This window comes from Klebsiella sp. WOUb02 (assembly GCF_050058015.1).
GTDB lineage: Bacteria > Pseudomonadota > Gammaproteobacteria > Enterobacterales > Enterobacteriaceae > Klebsiella.
In genome coordinates this window covers 2859908-2876235 of record NZ_CP170110.1, presented here as the reverse complement: position 1 = coordinate 2876235, position 16328 = coordinate 2859908, and the positions used below count along the sequence as shown (strand labels likewise).

Sequence of the window (16328 nt, the reverse complement as noted above, 5' to 3'; positions counted from 1 at the left end):
CGATGATGTCCCTTCTTCGCACGATGACAAGCATATAGTTTTTACTGATATCGACCGCGGTTTGTCATAAATTTCTAATTATCGGCGTTTTTGAGTAGCGGCCCGTCGATGGGCTGGTTACTCTGAAAACAATTTACGTAAAGTTAACAAAAGAGAATAGCTATGCATGATGCACAAATCCGCGTGGCCATCGCCGGCGCGGGCGGCCGGATGGGACGACAGTTAATTCAGGCGGTACAGCAGATGGACGGCGTGGCGCTTGGCGCGGCGTTGGAGCGCGATGGCTCCTCCCTGATCGGCAGCGACGCCGGCGAACTGGCGGGCGCAGGTAACATGGGCGTCACGGTGCAAAGCAGCCTGACGGCGGTCAAAGATGATTTTGATGTGCTGATCGATTTCACCCGCCCGGAAGGGACGCTGAACCATCTCGCGTTCTGCCGCGAGCACGGTAAAGGGATGGTGATCGGCACCACCGGTTTCGATGACGCGGGAAAACAGGCCATTCGCGACGCGGCGCAGGAGATTGCAATCGTCTTCGCGGCCAATTTCAGCGTCGGCGTCAACGTCCTGCTCAAGCTGCTGGAAAAGGCGGCGAAGGTGATGGGCGACTACACTGATATTGAAATTATTGAAGCGCACCATCGGCATAAAGTGGACGCCCCGTCGGGTACCGCGCTGGCGATGGGCGAGGCGATTGCCGGCGCGCTGAACAAAGATCTGAAAGATTGCGCGGTCTACAGTCGCGAAGGCTACACCGGCGAACGCGTTCCGGGAACGATCGGCTTTGCCACGGTGCGCGCGGGGGATATCGTCGGCGAACATACGGCGATGTTCGCCGATATTGGCGAACGTATTGAGATCAGTCATAAAGCGTCAAGCCGGATGACCTTTGCCAACGGCGCGGTTCGCTCAGCATTGTGGTTGAAAGGCAAGAAAAGTGGCCTCTTCGATATGCGTGATGTCCTGGAATTGAACGCTTTATAAGGTTTATTACCCATCGTGATGTGGTTATGGCATTCAATAAGTGATTGATTGCAGAGGGCAATGCTTTATTGCCCTTTTTATTTTTATCGTATTTTCATTTCATAATCATTAAGACTGCTATAATCTTCGCTTATCCTGTCTCATTCTGTTATTTTTATGTAAATTTTGACCATCCGGTCTACTTTTTTGCGCTCATGAGTCATTTTTTACAGTCCCTGCGCTGCGCAAGCGTTTTCTAAGGCTAGTTTGTTGATCTTTTTAGCGGCTAAGGCGGAGCTAATGGATAAGTGGCGTAAAATGATATTAAAAATATGCGCTTTAAGTTGACTTTTCCCCGACATCTCTCCAGAATGCCGCCGTTTGCCAGAAATCCATAGGTAAGCAAATTTGCATTGATTCATGCTACGCGGATGCATTAATATGCAAATAAAGTGAGTGAATATTCTCTGGAGGGTGTTTTGATTAAGTCAGCGCTATTGGTTCTGGAAGACGGAACCCAGTTTCACGGTCGGGCCATCGGGGCAACGGGCACGGCGGTTGGGGAAGTCGTTTTCAATACTTCAATGACCGGTTATCAAGAAATCCTCACTGATCCTTCCTATTCTCGCCAAATCGTCACTCTTACTTATCCCCATATCGGTAATGTCGGCACCAACGCCGCTGATGAAGAGTCTTCCCAGGTACATGCTCAGGGTCTGGTTATTCGCGACCTGCCGCTGATTGCCAGCAACTTCCGCAATACCGAAGACCTCTCTTCTTACCTCAAGCGCCATAACATCGTGGCGATTGCCGATATCGATACCCGTAAGCTGACCCGTCTGCTGCGTGAAAAAGGCGCGCAGAACGGCTGCATCATCGTGGGCGATAACCTCGACGCGCAGACTGGCGCTGGAAAAGGCAAAAGCGTTCCCGGGCCTCAACGGGATGGACCTGGCGAAGGAAGTCACCACCTCAGAAACCTACAGCTGGACGCAGGGTAGCTGGACTCTGGAGGGCGACCTGCCGGAAGCGAAGGCGGAAAGCGAGCTGCTGTTCCACGTGGTGGCCTACGATTTCGGCGCGAAGCGCAACATCCTGCGCATGCTGGTGGATCGCGGCTGCCGCCTGACGGTGGTGCCGGCAAAAACCTCTGCGGAAGACGTTTTGAAACTGAATCCGGACGGCATCTTCCTCTCCAACGGCCCCGGCGACCCGGCGCCGTGCGACTATGCGATTGAGGCCATTGAGAAATTCCTCACCACCGATATTCCGGTATTCGGCATCTGCCTCGGCCATCAGCTGCTGGCGCTGGCGAGCGGAGCGAAGACCGTTAAGATGAAGTTCGGCCACCACGGCGGCAACCACCCGGTTAAAGATATTGATAATAACGTGGTGATGATTACCGCGCAGAACCACGGTTTTGCGGTAGACGAAGCCTCCATGCCGGCTAACCTGCGGGTGACCCACAAGTCCCTGTTCGACGGCACGCTGCAGGGCATTCACCGCACCGATAAGCCGGCCTTCAGCTTCCAGGGGCACCCGGAGGCGAGCCCGGGCCCGCACGATGCCGCGCCGTTGTTCGACCATTTTATCGAGTTAATTGAGCAGTACCGCCAGTCCGCGAAATAATCAGGAGAAAAAAGCCATGCCAAAACGTACAGATATAAAAAGCATCCTGATTCTTGGCGCTGGCCCGATCGTTATCGGCCAGGCTTGTGAATTCGACTACTCTGGCGCCCAGGCCTGTAAAGCCCTGCGCGAAGAGGGTTACCGCGTCATTCTGGTGAACTCGAACCCGGCCACCATCATGACCGACCCGGAAATGGCCGATGCCACCTATATTGAGCCGATCCACTGGGAAGTGGTACGCAAAATCATCGAAAAAGAGCGTCCGGATGCGGTACTGCCGACCATGGGCGGCCAGACGGCGCTGAACTGCGCGCTGGAGCTGGAACGTCAGGGCGTGCTGGAAGAGTTTGGCGTCACCATGATTGGCGCCACCGCCGATGCGATTGATAAAGCGGAAGACCGCCGTCGCTTCGACGTGGCGATGAAGAAAATCGGCCTCGACACCGCGCGTTCCGGTATCGCGCACACCATGGAAGAAGCGCTGGCGGTTGCCGCTGACGTCGGCTATCCGTGCATCATCCGTCCCTCCTTTACCATGGGCGGAACCGGCGGCGGTATCGCCTATAACCGCGAAGAGTTTGAAGAAATTTGTACCCGCGGCCTGGATCTCTCTCCGACCAACGAACTGCTGATCGATGAATCGCTGATCGGCTGGAAAGAGTACGAGATGGAAGTGGTGCGCGATAAGAACGACAACTGCATCATCGTCTGCTCCATCGAAAACTTCGACGCGATGGGTATCCATACCGGTGACTCCATCACCGTGGCTCCGGCGCAAACCCTGACCGATAAAGAGTACCAGGTGATGCGTAACGCCTCGATGGCGGTGCTGCGCGAAATCGGCGTCGAAACCGGCGGTTCCAACGTCCAGTTTTCGGTGAACCCGAAAGACGGTCGCCTGATTGTTATCGAAATGAACCCGCGCGTATCACGCTCTTCGGCGCTGGCTTCGAAAGCGACCGGCTTCCCGATTGCCAAAGTGGCGGCGAAGCTGGCGGTGGGCTACACCCTTGATGAGCTGATGAACGACATTACCGGCGGCCGTACCCCGGCATCGTTCGAACCCTCTATCGACTACGTTGTCACCAAGATCCCGCGCTTCAACTTCGAGAAGTTCGTCGGCGCCAACGACCGCCTGACCACGCAGATGAAATCGGTCGGCGAAGTAATGGCGATTGGCCGTACTCAGCAGGAGTCCTTGCAGAAAGCGCTGCGCGGCCTGGAAGTGGGCGCAACCGGCTTTGACCCTAAAGTGAGCCTCGACGATCCGGAAGCGCTGACCAAAATTCGCCGCGAGCTGAAAGACGCGGGCGCCGATCGTATCTGGTACATCGCCGACGCCTTCCGCGCGGGTCTGTCCGTTGACGGCGTCTTCAACCTGACCAACATCGATCGCTGGTTCCTGGTGCAGATTGAAGAGCTGGTGCGTCTGGAAGAGAAAGTGGAAGAGATGGGCATCAACGGCCTTGACGCTGACTTCCTGCGGATGCTGAAGCGTAAAGGTTTTGCCGACGCGCGCCTGGCTAAGCTGGCGGGCGTTCGCGAGGCGGAAATCCGCAAGCTGCGCGACCAGTACAACCTGCACCCGGTCTACAAGCGCGTGGATACCTGCGCGGCGGAATTCGCCACCGACACCGCCTATATGTACTCCACTTATGAAGACGAGTGCGAAGCGAACCAGTCGGTTGACCGCGATAAAATTATGGTCCTTGGCGGCGGCCCGAACCGTATCGGCCAGGGTATCGAATTCGACTACTGCTGCGTGCACGCCTCGCTGGCGCTGCGCGAAGATGGTTACGAAACCATTATGGTTAACTGTAACCCGGAAACCGTCTCCACCGACTACGACACCTCCGACCGCCTGTACTTTGAGCCAGTCACCCTCGAAGACGTGCTGGAAATCGTGCGTATCGAGAAGCCGAAGGGCGTGATCGTCCAGTACGGCGGCCAGACTCCGCTGAAGCTGGCGCGCGCGCTGGAAGCGGCCGGCGTGCCGGTTATCGGCACCAGCCCTGACGCGATTGACCGCGCGGAAGACCGCGAGCGTTTCCAGCAGGCGGTTGACCGTCTGAAGCTGAAACAACCGGCGAACGCCACCGTGACGGCTATCGAGCAGGCGGTCGAGAAAGCGAAAGAGATTGGCTACCCGCTGGTGGTTCGTCCGTCCTACGTTCTCGGCGGGCGGGCGATGGAAATCGTCTATGACGAAGCCGACCTGCGCCGCTACTTCCAGACCGCGGTAAGCGTCTCTAACGACGCGCCGGTGCTGCTGGACCGTTTCCTTGACGACGCGGTAGAAGTCGACGTTGACGCTATCTGCGACGGCGAAATGGTGCTGATTGGCGGCATTATGGAGCACATCGAGCAGGCCGGCGTTCACTCCGGCGACTCCGCGTGCTCTCTGCCGGCCTACACCCTGAGCCAGGAGATCCAGAACGTAATGCGCGAGCAGGTGCAGAAGCTGGCCTTCGAGCTGCAGGTTCGCGGCCTGATGAACGTTCAGTTCGCGGTCAAAAACAACGAAGTGTATCTGATTGAAGTGAACCCGCGCGCCGCGCGTACCGTACCGTTTGTCTCCAAAGCCACCGGCGTTCCGCTGGCGAAAGTGGCGGCACGCGTGATGGCCGGCCAGACGCTGGCGCAGCAGGGCGTAACTAAAGAGATTATTCCGCCGTATTACTCGGTGAAAGAAGTGGTGCTGCCGTTCAACAAGTTCCCGGGGGTTGACCCGCTGTTAGGGCCGGAAATGCGCTCTACCGGGGAAGTGATGGGCGTCGGCCGCACCTTTGCGGAAGCCTTCGCCAAGGCGCAGCTGGGCAGCAGCTCGACGATGAAAAAACAGGGCCGCGCGCTGCTCTCCGTACGCGAAGGCGACAAAGAGCGCGTGGTGGACCTCGCGGCTAAGCTGCTGAAGTTCGGCTTCGAACTGGATGCTACCCACGGGACCGCGATTGTCCTCGGCGAAGCCGGGATCAACCCGCGCCTGGTGAACAAGGTGCATGAAGGTCGTCCGCATATTCAGGACCGTATCAAAAATGGCGAATACACCTACATCATCAACACCACCGAAGGCCGCCAGGCGATTGAAGACTCCAAGCTGATTCGCCGCAGCGCCCTGCAGTACAAGGTGCACTATGACACCACCCTGAACGGCGGCTTCGCCACGGCGATGGCCCTGAACGCCAACGCCGTTGAGAAGGTGACTTCGGTTCAGGAAATGCACGCGCAAATCAAAAAATAAGCCGTTCCGGCGCTGCCGGCTGCGGAACAAAACGGGCTGACGTTATCGTCGGCCCGTTTTTTTTAGATGGGGCATCTTCGGAGAGTTCTGCTTTTAACTGCCTCCCTGCTCGGGCTAACTATAATTAGCACGATAACAATACTCATTGACGAAAAAGCAGGAGGATACAATGCGGAACAAAATTCTGGTGGCATCCGCGCTGGCGGCGACGGCAGTGTTGTTTGTGGCGGGGTGCTCATCAAATCAGTCGCTGAAAACCACCGATGGCAGGACCATCGTGACCGACGGCAAACCGCAGGTGGATAGCGATACCGGCATGGTCTCTTACAAAAATGCCGCAACCGGCCGCACCGAGCAGATTAATCGCGATCAGGTGAAATCGATGGACGAGCTGGATAACTAAGCGTTATCCATGGCCCCGCGAGGGTGAGTGCGGGGCCGGTTATCGCTACCGGATTTAAAGCAGGGCGTGGTCTATTTTGACGATAATTTTACGCAGCGGCGCGCCGGCATCCGTGGCGCCCATCGGCCGGTGAAGCTCGCCAGGAAACAGAATCGCCAGCTCCTCAGGATGTAAGTGAATCAGCGTTTCGCTGCTAATTTCGCTGCAAAAGCCAATATCGTGAGCCTCCTTAAACGGCCCGTCCGCGGTGATGGTCAGCCCCTTATTTCCCGCGCCAATAATCTCAGTCCCTGCCAGCACGATATGAATATCGATGTACTGACGATGGTACTCCGGACGCTGCTCCGCCAGCGGGCGCGTCTGGCCTTCGACCACGGTGAAAAACAGGTTATCGCCATCGACCGTATATTTCCCCGGCGGCAGCGAGTGCGGGTCCTGCCGGGCGACGGCCTGCAGCGCCTGACGAATAACCGACGGATAGAACGTATTTTTTGCCGCGGCGGTTAAGGTATCAATAATCATGCCGGCATTCCCTGTAGTGATTGATGCTCTAGTAAATGTAATGACTGCGCCACGATGCTGGCGACGTCGGGGGCAATATCAACGGCTACAATATCGTCTTCGCTGGCATCCGGCGCCTCCAGGGCGGTAAACTGGCTGCGCAGCAGCGCCTCCGGCATAAAATGCCCCTTACGCTGCTGCATCCGCTGCAGAATGCATTCGTACTCGCCGGTCAGCCACAGAAAGCGCAGATTGCCGCTGCCCTCGCGCAGCCGATCGCGATAGCACTTCTTCAGCGCCGAGCACACCAGCACGCCCGACTCATTCTTCTGCTCAAGGCTAAAAATCACGTCCGCGATCCGCTCCAGCCACGGTCCGCGATCTTCGTCATTGAGCGGCTGGCTGGCGGCCATTTTGACGATGTTCCGCCGTGGATGAAGATCGTCGCCATCGATAAATTTCGCGCCCAGCGCCTGGGCTAACGCCTGGCCGACGGTGGTCTTTCCGGTGCCTGAGACACCCATTAAAATAATGCATTGCCCTGCCATAATGCGCTCCTTACTTAGACCGCAACCAGCATGCCGCCGTCGACGAACAGCAGATGGCCGTTGACGAAATCAGAGGCTTTAGACGACAGGAACACCGCGGCGCCAACCAGCTCCTGCGGATCGCCCCAGCGGGCGGCCGGCGTGCGTTTGCACAGCCAGTCGGTGAAGGCTTTATCATCAACCAGCGCCTGGGTCATGGCGGTTTTAAAGTAGCCCGGCGCGATGCCGTTGACCTGGACGTTATAGCGCGCCAGCTCGACGCACATGCCGCGGGTCAGCATTTTGACCGCGCCTTTGGCGGCAGCGTACGGCGTAATGGTGTCGCGGCCAAGCTCGCTCTGCATTGAACAGATATTGACGATTTTTCCGCGCTGGCGAGCGACCATTCGTTTCGCCACCGCCTGGGAGACGAGAAATACCGCGGTTTGGTTCACGGAAATAACATCGTTCCACTCCTGTACCGGAAATTCGGTAAACGGATGGCGCCGCTGAATGCCCGCATTATTAAATAATACGTCGATGGCGCCAATTTCCGCTTCGATGTGGCTAATGGCCTGTTCGACGGAGTCCGCATCGGTAACATTAAATACCGCCGCATGCGCGATGGCGCCTTCGTCACGTAATTTCATCACCGCATCATCTGCACGCGAGGCAGAAATATCGTTGATAATAATTTCTGCGCCATATTGTGCAAGGCCCTGGGCCATGACAAAACCAATACCTTGCCCGGCGCCAGTAATTAAAATGCGTTTGCCCTGTAAGCTGAAAAGATCTTTCATCTTGATATCCTGATTAACGGCTGAATATAAATGACGGTGTGCGCTTTTATTCCTGATCCACAAAAAGGTGAAGCGGAAGAACCTGTGCTCTATCTCACGGATTTTTGCCGGGTAAAACCGTGATGGAGATCACTCAAAACGGTGTTACGAAAAGGGGTTACATTAAACGTGAAGCCGGGCGTAAATTACCGTTACTCAAGGGGTTAACGATAGTGAGGCGCGATTCTCTTTTTGTTCATCGGCAGGCATAATAACCTGATGCAGTGGACGTATTTGACGGGCAGGTAGATGAAAGCACAACGCATAACGCTCAATGATATTGCAGCGCTGGCTGGCGTAACCAAAATGACCGTCAGCCGCTATTTACGTACGCCGGATAAAGTCAAACCGGAGACGGCAGAGCGCATCGCCAGCGTGATTGCGGAAATTGGCTACGAGCCCGACCCTGATAATCCGGCGATGATCGGCGTCGTCGTGCCGCGCATTGGCGTACTGATCCCCTCCTTTCATAACCAAATCTTTGCCGACCTGCTGGCCGGTATTGAATCGGTTACCGCCGCCCACGGCTATCAGACGCTGGTGGTGAACTATGATTATGACCGCCAGCGCGAAGAGGAGCAGATTGCCGCCGTACTGGCCTTTAACGTCAAAGGCCTGCTGCTGACCGAATCGGCCCACACCCTGCGGGCCGATAAGTACCTCAATGCGGCGAAAATCCCCGTCGCGGAGGTGATGGGGCTGGCGGAGAATCCGGGGCGTATCAACGTGGGCTTTGACAACTTCAAAGCCGGTTTCGATATGACCAATATGCTGCTGGCGAGCGGTAAACGGCAGATCGTCTATTTTGGCGCGATGTCCGACGTGCGCGACGAGCAGCGCTACGCCGGCTACTGCCAGGCTATGGAAAATGCCGGGCTGGCGGTGGGACGTATCGCGCCGAACAAGGTGTCGTCTGTATCGATCGGTACCGGGATGATGACCCTGGCGCGCCAGATGTATGCCCGCATGGACGGCATTCTGTGCACCAATGACGATCTGGCGGTTGGCGTGTTACAGGAGTGCCTGGCGTCGGGTATCAACGTGCCTGAAGAGCTGGCGATAGCCGGTTTTCATGGCCTGGAAATCGGCCAGATTGTCTCGCCGCGCCTGGCGAGCGTCCTGACGCCACGCTTTGAAATGGGTAAGGTCGCCACGGAGATATTAATCAAAAAGATCAAAGGGCTACCAACCATTGAAAAAGTCGATCTGCACTATCGTCTGTCGATGGGGGAGACTATCTAGCGCCGCTGGCGTGACGATAGCGCTGTGTTAGCAGAAGGTTAACGCACGATCCGCCCCAGGCCCGCCATCCGCGGGTTTTGTCTTACCGATCACGGACGGCGTAACAGCTATTTTTAACACGATCCAGCGTGATGCAGATCGCAAAATGCTGCGATAAAAAACCGTTTGATAGTGGCTACAGTCGTTATGAAACTTCAAACAGGTGATCCGATGAATAGTGCTATTACCCGAGCCGTCCTTTTAGTGGCCCCCGTTATTGAGACCTTACAGGAGCAGCTGGCCGCCAAATTCCCGCTACTGCGCCTGTACGAGCAGAACGATCCGATCGCCTTTTTGCGCGAGCAGGGGGAGAACGTGGCGGCCGTCGTGACCCGTGGAGACGTCGGCGTGCAGAACGCCGTGCTGGAGCTGCTGCCGCACGCGGGCCTGATCGCTATCTTCGGCGTCGGTACCGATGCGGTAGATTTAGAGTATGCCCGCTCCCGGCAGATCGCCATTTCTATTACCTCCGGCGTGTTGACCAACGATGTCGCCGACCTGGCGATGGGACTGCTGCTGGCCGGCTCGCGCCAGCTGTGTCAGGGCGACCGCTTTGTGCGGGAAGGGCGCTGGCTGAACGGCGGCCTGCCGCTGGCGACCCAGGTCAGCGGCAAGCGCATCGGCATTCTTGGGATGGGGAATATCGGCCAGGCCATCGCCCGCCGCGCCCGTGGTTTTGATATGCAGGTGCTCTATACCGACCGTAAGCCGGTGGCCGAATCCGATTATCAGCGCTGTGCCGATCTGCATACCCTGGCCCATGAAAGCGATTTTTTGGTGATTGCCGCCTCGGGCGGCGAAGCCAACCGCGGACTGATCGATGCCTCCGTCTTTAACGTGATGCCGAAACGGGCGTGGCTTATCAACATCGCCCGCGGGTCGCTGGTCGACGAAAAGGCGCTGATTCAGGCGTTACAAGACGGTGTTATCGCCGGGGCCGCTCTCGACGTCTTTGAAGACGAACCGCGGGTTCCCGCCGAGCTGATTGCGCTTGATAATGTGGTCCTGCAGCCGCACGTGGCCAGCGCAACCCATGAAACCCGACAGAAAATGAGTGATGTGGTGTTTGCAAATGTCGCCGCTTATTTTTCCGGCAAGCCGCTGCCCAACGCGATTAATTAATTACCGCTCTTATTTCTGTACCCGACTTTAATTTAATGACAACAATAACCTCTGCATAGAGAGTGCGAAATATGAATGATAAAATTCCCGGCACCCGCTGGCTGCGTATTATTACGCCGGTGCTGATCGCCTGTATTATTTCGTTTATGGATCGGGTTAATATTAGTTTTGCGCTGCCCGGCGGCATGGAAGCGGATTTAGGTATTACCAGCCAGATGGCCGGCGTTGCCAGCGGTATATTTTTTATTGGCTATTTATTTCTGCAAATACCCGGCGGGCGAATTGCGGTTAACGGCAGTGGCAAACGTTTTATTGCCTGGTCGCTGGTGGCCTGGGCGATAGTGTCGGTGGCCACCGGCTTTGTGACCCACGAATATCAGCTACTGGTTCTGCGCTTTATTCTCGGCGTTTCCGAAGGCGGGATGCTGCCGGTGGTCCTGACGATGGTCAGCAACTGGTTCCCGGAGAAAGAGCTGGGTCGGGCCAACGCCTTTGTCATGATGTTTGCCCCGCTGGGCGGCATTCTGACCGCCCCGGTCTCCGGCGCCATTATTGCCGCGCTCGACTGGCGCTGGCTGTTTATTATCGAAGGGTTGCTGTCGCTGGTGGTGCTGGCGGTGTGGTGGTACATGATTAGCGACCGCCCGGAAGAGGCCCGCTGGCTGCCGGAGAAGGAGCGCGACTATCTGGTCACCACCCTCGCCGCCGAGCGGTCGGCAAAGCTGGCGGAAGATGCGGTGAGCAACGCGCCGGTAAAAGACGTGTTCCGCAATTCCGGACTGCTGAAGCTGGTGATCCTCAACTTCTTCTACCAGACCGGCGATTACGGCTACACCCTGTGGCTGCCGACCATTCTTAAAGGGCTGACCGGCGGCAATATGGCCAGCGTTGGCCTGCTGGCGGTGCTGCCGTTCGTCGCGACCCTCGCCGGGATCTACGTGATTTCACTGTTTAGCGATCGCAGCGGCAAGCGTCGGCTGTGGGTCCGCTTCTCGCTCTACAGCTTTGCCGCCGCGCTGGTGGCGTCGGTGGTGCTGCGCGAACACGTGGTGGCGGCCTATATTGCGCTGGTGATTTGCGGCTTCTTCCTGAAATCGGCAACCAGTCCGTTCTGGTCGATGCCGGGGCGGATTGCCTCAGCGGAAGTGGCCGGCAGCGCGCGCGGAGTGATTAACGGCCTCGGCAACCTCGGCGGTTTCTGCGGCCCTTACCTGGTGGGCGTGATGATCTATCTGTACGGACAAAACGTGGCGGTCTGCGCGCTTGCCGGATCGTTACTCATTGCCGGAACCATGACCTTCCTGCTGCCGAAACGCTGCGACCTTGCGGTCAGCGAGCCCGAGGTCAGCGTCAGCAAGCAGCCGCGCAACGCGTAGGCTAAGGCGGCATAAATCACAGTTATCATTGTAAGCGCTTCGATTAACTGACTACACTCTTGCTGATTACAACAAGAGTTAACGCAGGCTAATCAATGATTCTGATAATTTATGCCCATCCCTATCCGCATCACTCGCATGCGAATAAGCGGATGCTTGAGCAGGCAGGGACGCTGGACGGCGTAGAGATACGCTCCCTGTATCAACTTTACCCCGATTTCAATATCGACGTCGCCGCCGAACAGGCGGCGCTGGCCCGCGCGGATCTGGTTATCTGGCAGCATCCCTTGCAGTGGTACAGCGTTCCGCCGCTGCTAAAGCTGTGGATGGACAAGGTGCTGTCGCACGGCTGGGCCTACGGCCATAACGGCATCGCGCTGCGCGGCAAATCGCTGATGTGGGCGGTTACCACCGGCGGCGGCGAAAGCCACTTCGATATTGGCTCCTTCCCCGGTTTTGAGGTGCTGGCCCAGCCGCTGCAGGCTACCGGACTGTACTGCGGGATGACGTGGCTGCCGCCGTTTGCGATGCACTGCACTTTTATCTGCGACGACGAAACCCTCCAGGCGCAGGCGCGCCGCTATCGACAATGCTTAATCGAATGGCAGGAGGCGCACAATGGATAGCCATACGCTGATACAGGCGCTGATCTATCTCGGGTCCGCGGCGCTGATCGTACCGATTGCCGTCCGCCTTGGCCTCGGCTCCGTGCTGGGGTATTTGATCGCCGGCTGTATTATCGGTCCATGGGGGCTGAAGCTGGTGACCGACGCCGGGGCGATCCTCCACTTCGCCGAAATCGGCGTGGTGCTGATGCTGTTTGTGATTGGTCTTGAGCTCGACCCGCAGCGCCTGTGGAAGCTGCGGGCCTCGGTATTTGGCGGCGGGGCGCTGCAGATGGTGGCCTGCGGGGCGCTGATTGGTCTGTTCTGTATTCTGCTGGGAATGCGCTGGCAGGTGGCCGAGCTGATCGGCATGACGCTGGCGCTGTCGTCTACGGCGATCGCGATGCAGGCCATGAATGAACGCAACCTGACGGTTTCGCAAATGGGGCGTAGCGCCTTTGCGGTGCTGCTGTTTCAGGATATCGCGGCCATCCCGCTGGTGGCGATGATTCCGCTGCTGGCCAGCAGCGGCGGCTCCACCACGCTGTGGGCGTTCGCCCTGTCGGCGCTGAAGGTGGCGGGGGCGCTGGCGCTGGTGGTGGTGCTCGGTCGCTACCTGACCCGGCCGGTGCTGCGCTTCGTTGCCCGCTCCGGCCTGCGGGAGGTGTTCAGCGCCGTGGCCCTGTTCCTGGTCTTTGGTTTTGGGCTGCTGCTGGAAGAGGTCGGGCTATCGATGGCGATGGGCGCCTTCCTTGCCGGGGTGCTGTTGGCCAGCTCGGAGTACCGCCACGCGCTGGAAAGCGATATTGAACCGTTCAAGGGGCTGCTGCTGGGGCTGTTCTTTATTGGCGTCGGGATGTCGGTGGATTTTGGCACCCTGGTGAGCCATCCGCTGCGTATTTTGATTCTGCTGGTCGGGTTCCTGGCTATCAAAGGCATCATGCTGTGGCTGATTGCGAAACCTCTCGGCGTACCGCGCGCCCAGCGCCGCTGGTTTGCGGTGCTGCTGGGACAGGGGAGCGAATTTGCCTTTGTGGTATTCGGCGCCGCGCAAATGGCCGAGGTGCTGGATAGCGAGTGGGCCAGGGCGCTGACCCTGGCGGTGGCGCTGTCGATGGCGGCGACGCCGATTCTGCTGGTGCTGCTGACCCGGCTGGAAAAATCATCCTCCGGGCAGGCGCGCGAGGCCGATGAGATTGATGAAGAGCAGCCGCGGGTGATTGTCGCCGGTTTTGGCCGCTACGGGCAGATCGCCGGCCGCGTGCTGCTCTCCGGCGGGGTGAAGATGGTCATCCTCGACCACGATCCTGACCACGTTGAGGCGCTGCGTAAATTTGATATGAAAGTGTTCTACGGCGACGCCACGCGGGCCGATCTGCTGGAGTCGGCGGGGGCGGGAAAAGCGGAAGTGCTGATCAACGCCATAGACGATCCGCAGACCAGCCTGCAGCTGGTTGAGCTGGTGAAAGAGCACTTCCCGCATCTGCAAATTATCTCGCGGGCCCGCGATATCGATCACTATATTCAGCCTGCGCCAGGCCGGAGTCGAGGCGCCCGAGCGTGAAACCTTCGAGGCGGCGCTGAAATCCGGGCGCATGGCGCTGGAGGCCCTGGGCCTCGGCGCCTATGAGGCGCGCGAGCGCGCCGATCTGTTCCGCCGCTTCAATATCAAAATGGTGGAAGAGATGGTGGAGATGGCGGAAAACGATTCGGCTTCCCGGGTGGCGGTCTTTAAGCGCACCAGCGATATGCTGACCGGCATCATCAATGAAGACCGCGCCCATCTGTCGCTGATCCAGCGCCACGGCTGGCAGGGTACGGAAGAGGGCAGGCACACCGGGGATATCGCCGACGAGCCGGAGAATAAGCCTTCAGCTTAAGGCGTCGCCTAAGGTATAGCGCATCGTTCTAATCTGGCGGCTCACGGGGCTGACGTGGGCCTGCCGGCAAATGCGAAAATTTTCGTATTCTTTACTCTCCGTCCAGTCGACGAAGTATTATGCTTTCCGTATAGTGGCGGCAATTTTTTGTATTTGGGAAATATTCAATGATCAGTCTGATTGCGGCGTTAGCGGTGGATCGCGTCATTGGTATGGAAAACGCCATGCCATGGAACCTGCCTGCCGATCTCGCCTGGTTTAAACGTAATACGTTAAACAAGCCGGTAATTATGGGGCGTCTGACCTGGGAATCTATTGGTCGTCCGCTGCCTGGCCGTAAAAATATTGTCATCAGCAGCCAGCCCGGGAGTGACGATCGCGTGCAGTGGGTTAAATCGGTTGATGAAGCGATTGCCGCCTGCGGCGACGTTGAAGAGATGATGGTGATCGGCGGCGGCCGCGTCTACGAGCAGTTCCTGCCGAAAGCCCATAAGCTCTATTTGACGCATATTGATGCTGAAGTGGAAGGCGACACCCACTTCCCGGATTACGATCCGGACCAGTGGGAATCGGTATTCAGCGAATTCCACGACGCCGACGCGCAGAACTCGCACAGCTACTGTTTCGAAGTTCTCGAACGTCGCTAAGTCCGTCCCCGGTAGCGCCGAGCTTCCGGGAACAGGGCTTCTCTGATAACCCGGATAGCGCGCAGCTATCCGGGATCTTTCTCAGGAGGCGACCGCCTCACCTTCATGCAGATCCTTCTGCCGGTTCGACGGCTGGGTGAAGTACGCCTTGTCTTCCCAGCGCAGGCAGGTGAGATCTCCCCCCCAGCAGCAGCCGGTATCCAGCGCGTAAATGCCCTCAGGCGTTCCGCGTCCCTCCAGCGAAGCCCAGTGGCCAAAAGCAATGCTGTACTCGTTCGCCACCGGACCGGGGATGGTAAACCACGGCTTCAGGGGCGCCGGGGCGTCCTCCGGCGCTTCTTTGGCATACATATCCAGCTGCCCGTTCGGGAAGCAGTAGCGCATGCGGGTAAAGGCGTTAGAGATAAAGCGCAGTCGCGCCAGGCCGCTCAGCTCGTTGCTCCAGTTATTGGGCATGTCGCCATACATGGCGTCGAGGAAGAACGGATAGGAGTCGCTGGAGAGCACCGCTTCCACATCGCGCGCGCACTGCTGCGCCGTTGGCAGATCCCACTGCGGCGTGATGCCGGCATGGGCCATCACCAGCTTTTTCTCTTCATCAATCTGCATCAGCGGCTGGCGACGCAGCCAGTTGAGAAGCTCATCGGCATCCGGCGCTTCCAGCAGTGACTTCAGGCGATCTTTCGGCTTGTTGCGGCTAATGCCGGCGAAGACGGCCAGCAGATGGAGATCGTGATTGCCAAGGACAATACGTACGCTGTCGCCAAGGGATTTTACGTAGCGTAAAACCTCCAGCGAGCCCGGGCCGCGGGCGACTAAATCACCGGTAAGCCATAGCGTATCGCTGCCAGGGGTAAACGCAACCTGCTTTAATAATGCGATCAGTTCATCGTAGCAACCGTGAACGTCGCCAATAAGGTATGTAGACATGGTTTTAGTGAATGAGCGTTGGTACTGCGAGACGGAAAACAGGGATGTCGACGGAGAACGGCGCGCCGTTCACGTCGATCATGGCGTAATGTCCCTGCATGGTGCCCAGCGGCGTTTCAATCACCGCGCCGCTGGTGTATTGAAACTCCCCGCCAGCGGGAATATGCGGCTGCTCGCCGACAACCCCTTCACCCTGAACCTCGGTCTCACGACCGTGACCGTTGGTGATAAGCCAGTAGCGGCCAAGAAGCTGAACCTGACTCCGCCCCAGATTGCGGATGGTGACGGTATAAGCGAAGACGTAACGATCGCTTTCCGGAGAAGACTGCGATTCGATATAGACGCTCTGTACCTGTACACAAACTCGGGGCGAATTGATCATGG

The 16328-nt window shown here is 57.7% G+C and carries 13 protein-coding genes and 2 pseudogenes; 10 read left to right on the top strand and 5 right to left on the bottom strand.

Annotation, left to right across the window (positions count from 1 at the left end; translation table 11 throughout):
• Positions 1-162 precede the first annotated feature (162 nt).
• The 4 genes and pseudogenes from dapB (at position 163) to ABOC21_RS20800 (ending at position 6236) form a co-directional block, all read left to right on the top strand.
• A complete protein-coding gene (dapB, locus tag ABOC21_RS20815; RefSeq protein ID WP_426813122.1) occupies positions 163-984 on the top strand; it encodes a 4-hydroxy-tetrahydrodipicolinate reductase in 822 nt (273 codons plus the stop codon).
• A 458-nt stretch (positions 985-1442) separates the two neighbouring features.
• Positions 1443-2592: pseudogene (gene carA / locus ABOC21_RS20810) on the top strand (glutamine-hydrolyzing carbamoyl-phosphate synthase small subunit).
• Positions 2593-2608: 16 nt separating this feature from the next.
• A complete protein-coding gene (carB, locus tag ABOC21_RS20805) occupies positions 2609-5833 on the top strand; it encodes a carbamoyl-phosphate synthase large subunit (RefSeq protein WP_426813121.1) in 3225 nt (1074 codons plus the stop codon).
• Positions 5834-6002: 169 nt separating this feature from the next.
• Positions 6003-6236, top strand: a complete 234-nt coding sequence (locus tag ABOC21_RS20800; protein WP_041143999.1) for a YgdI/YgdR family lipoprotein — start codon at positions 6003-6005, stop codon at positions 6234-6236.
• Between the two features lie 54 nt (positions 6237-6290).
• On the opposite strand, the gene ABOC21_RS20795 is transcribed toward ABOC21_RS20800, so the two are convergent.
• Genes ABOC21_RS20795 through idnO form a run of 3 tightly spaced genes read right to left on the bottom strand, consistent with a single transcriptional unit; the run spans position 6291 to position 8064 of the window.
• On the bottom strand, positions 6291-6758 hold the full coding sequence (locus ABOC21_RS20795) for a YhcH/YjgK/YiaL family protein (RefSeq protein ID WP_426813120.1): 468 nt from the start codon (positions 6756-6758) through the stop codon (positions 6291-6293).
• The gene (locus ABOC21_RS20790) at positions 6755-7285 is read right to left on the bottom strand and encodes a gluconokinase (protein ID WP_426813119.1); all 531 of its coding nucleotides are present in this window, start codon (positions 7283-7285) and stop codon (positions 6755-6757) included. Before ABOC21_RS20790 ends, ABOC21_RS20795 begins: the two co-directional genes overlap by 4 nt.
• A gap of 14 nt (positions 7286-7299) precedes the next feature.
• Positions 7300-8064 (bottom strand): gluconate 5-dehydrogenase, encoded by a 765-nt coding sequence (gene idnO / locus ABOC21_RS20785; RefSeq protein WP_426813118.1) that lies wholly within the window; start codon positions 8062-8064, stop codon positions 7300-7302.
• Between the two features lie 288 nt (positions 8065-8352).
• Here idnO and ABOC21_RS20780 point away from each other — a divergent pair, with 288 nt between their 5' ends.
• The 6 genes and pseudogenes from ABOC21_RS20780 to folA all read left to right on the top strand — a co-directional run bounded on the left by ABOC21_RS20780 (position 8353) and on the right by folA (position 15014).
• Positions 8353-9345, top strand: coding sequence for a LacI family DNA-binding transcriptional regulator (locus ABOC21_RS20780; protein WP_426813117.1), 993 nt, complete (start codon positions 8353-8355; stop codon positions 9343-9345).
• 210 nt (positions 9346-9555) lie between these two features.
• Positions 9556-10506: a 2-hydroxyacid dehydrogenase gene (locus tag ABOC21_RS20775; RefSeq protein ID WP_426813116.1), complete on the top strand. Its 951-nt coding sequence runs from the start codon at positions 9556-9558 to the stop codon at positions 10504-10506.
• 71 nt (positions 10507-10577) lie between these two features.
• Positions 10578-11882, top strand: coding sequence for an MFS transporter (locus tag ABOC21_RS20770; protein ID WP_426813115.1), 1305 nt, complete (start codon positions 10578-10580; stop codon positions 11880-11882).
• Between the two features lie 95 nt (positions 11883-11977).
• Complete coding sequence (gene kefF / locus ABOC21_RS20765; RefSeq protein WP_426813114.1) at positions 11978-12508, top strand: glutathione-regulated potassium-efflux system oxidoreductase KefF; 531 nt, start codon at positions 11978-11980, stop codon at positions 12506-12508.
• Positions 12501-14367 (top strand): annotated as a pseudogene (gene kefC, locus ABOC21_RS20760) (glutathione-regulated potassium-efflux system protein KefC). Before kefF ends, kefC begins: the two are co-directional and overlap by 8 nt.
• A gap of 167 nt (positions 14368-14534) precedes the next feature.
• Positions 14535-15014: a type 3 dihydrofolate reductase gene (gene folA, locus ABOC21_RS20755; RefSeq protein ID WP_095103835.1), complete on the top strand. Its 480-nt coding sequence runs from the start codon at positions 14535-14537 to the stop codon at positions 15012-15014.
• Positions 15015-15095: 81 nt separating this feature from the next.
• Here folA and apaH read toward each other — a convergent pair whose 3' ends face one another.
• Together apaH and apaG are read right to left on the bottom strand one after the other, a co-directional pair.
• Complete coding sequence (apaH, locus tag ABOC21_RS20750) at positions 15096-15944, bottom strand: bis(5'-nucleosyl)-tetraphosphatase (symmetrical) ApaH (RefSeq protein WP_426813113.1); 849 nt, start codon at positions 15942-15944, stop codon at positions 15096-15098.
• A gap of 4 nt (positions 15945-15948) precedes the next feature.
• On the bottom strand, positions 15949-16326 hold the full coding sequence (apaG, locus tag ABOC21_RS20745) for a Co2+/Mg2+ efflux protein ApaG (protein ID WP_426813112.1): 378 nt from the start codon (positions 16324-16326) through the stop codon (positions 15949-15951).
• Between the last annotated feature and the right edge of the window lie 2 nt (positions 16327-16328).

Excerpts from the sequence above, each read along its gene's own strand:
- kefF (WP_426813114.1), top strand. The coding sequence starts at position 11,978 with ATGATTCTGATAATTTATGCCCATCCCTATCCGCATCACTCGCATGCG.
- ABOC21_RS20770 (WP_426813115.1), top strand. The coding sequence starts at position 10,578 with ATGAATGATAAAATTCCCGGCACCCGCTGGCTGCGTATTATTACGCCG.
- apaH (WP_426813113.1), bottom strand. The coding sequence starts at position 15,944 with ATGTCTACATACCTTATTGGCGACGTTCACGGTTGCTACGATGAACTG.
- ABOC21_RS20790 (WP_426813119.1), bottom strand. The coding sequence starts at position 7,285 with ATGGCAGGGCAATGCATTATTTTAATGGGTGTCTCAGGCACCGGAAAG.
- folA (WP_095103835.1), top strand. The coding sequence starts at position 14,535 with ATGATCAGTCTGATTGCGGCGTTAGCGGTGGATCGCGTCATTGGTATG.
- ABOC21_RS20775 (WP_426813116.1), top strand. The coding sequence starts at position 9,556 with ATGAATAGTGCTATTACCCGAGCCGTCCTTTTAGTGGCCCCCGTTATT.
- apaG (WP_426813112.1), bottom strand. The coding sequence starts at position 16,326 with ATGATCAATTCGCCCCGAGTTTGTGTACAGGTACAGAGCGTCTATATC.
- ABOC21_RS20780 (WP_426813117.1), top strand. The coding sequence starts at position 8,353 with ATGAAAGCACAACGCATAACGCTCAATGATATTGCAGCGCTGGCTGGC.
- dapB (WP_426813122.1), top strand. The coding sequence starts at position 163 with ATGCATGATGCACAAATCCGCGTGGCCATCGCCGGCGCGGGCGGCCGG.
- ABOC21_RS20795 (WP_426813120.1), bottom strand. The coding sequence starts at position 6,758 with ATGATTATTGATACCTTAACCGCCGCGGCAAAAAATACGTTCTATCCG.
- idnO (WP_426813118.1), bottom strand. The coding sequence starts at position 8,064 with ATGAAAGATCTTTTCAGCTTACAGGGCAAACGCATTTTAATTACTGGC.
- ABOC21_RS20800 (WP_041143999.1), top strand. The coding sequence starts at position 6,003 with ATGCGGAACAAAATTCTGGTGGCATCCGCGCTGGCGGCGACGGCAGTG.
- carB (WP_426813121.1), top strand. The coding sequence starts at position 2,609 with ATGCCAAAACGTACAGATATAAAAAGCATCCTGATTCTTGGCGCTGGC.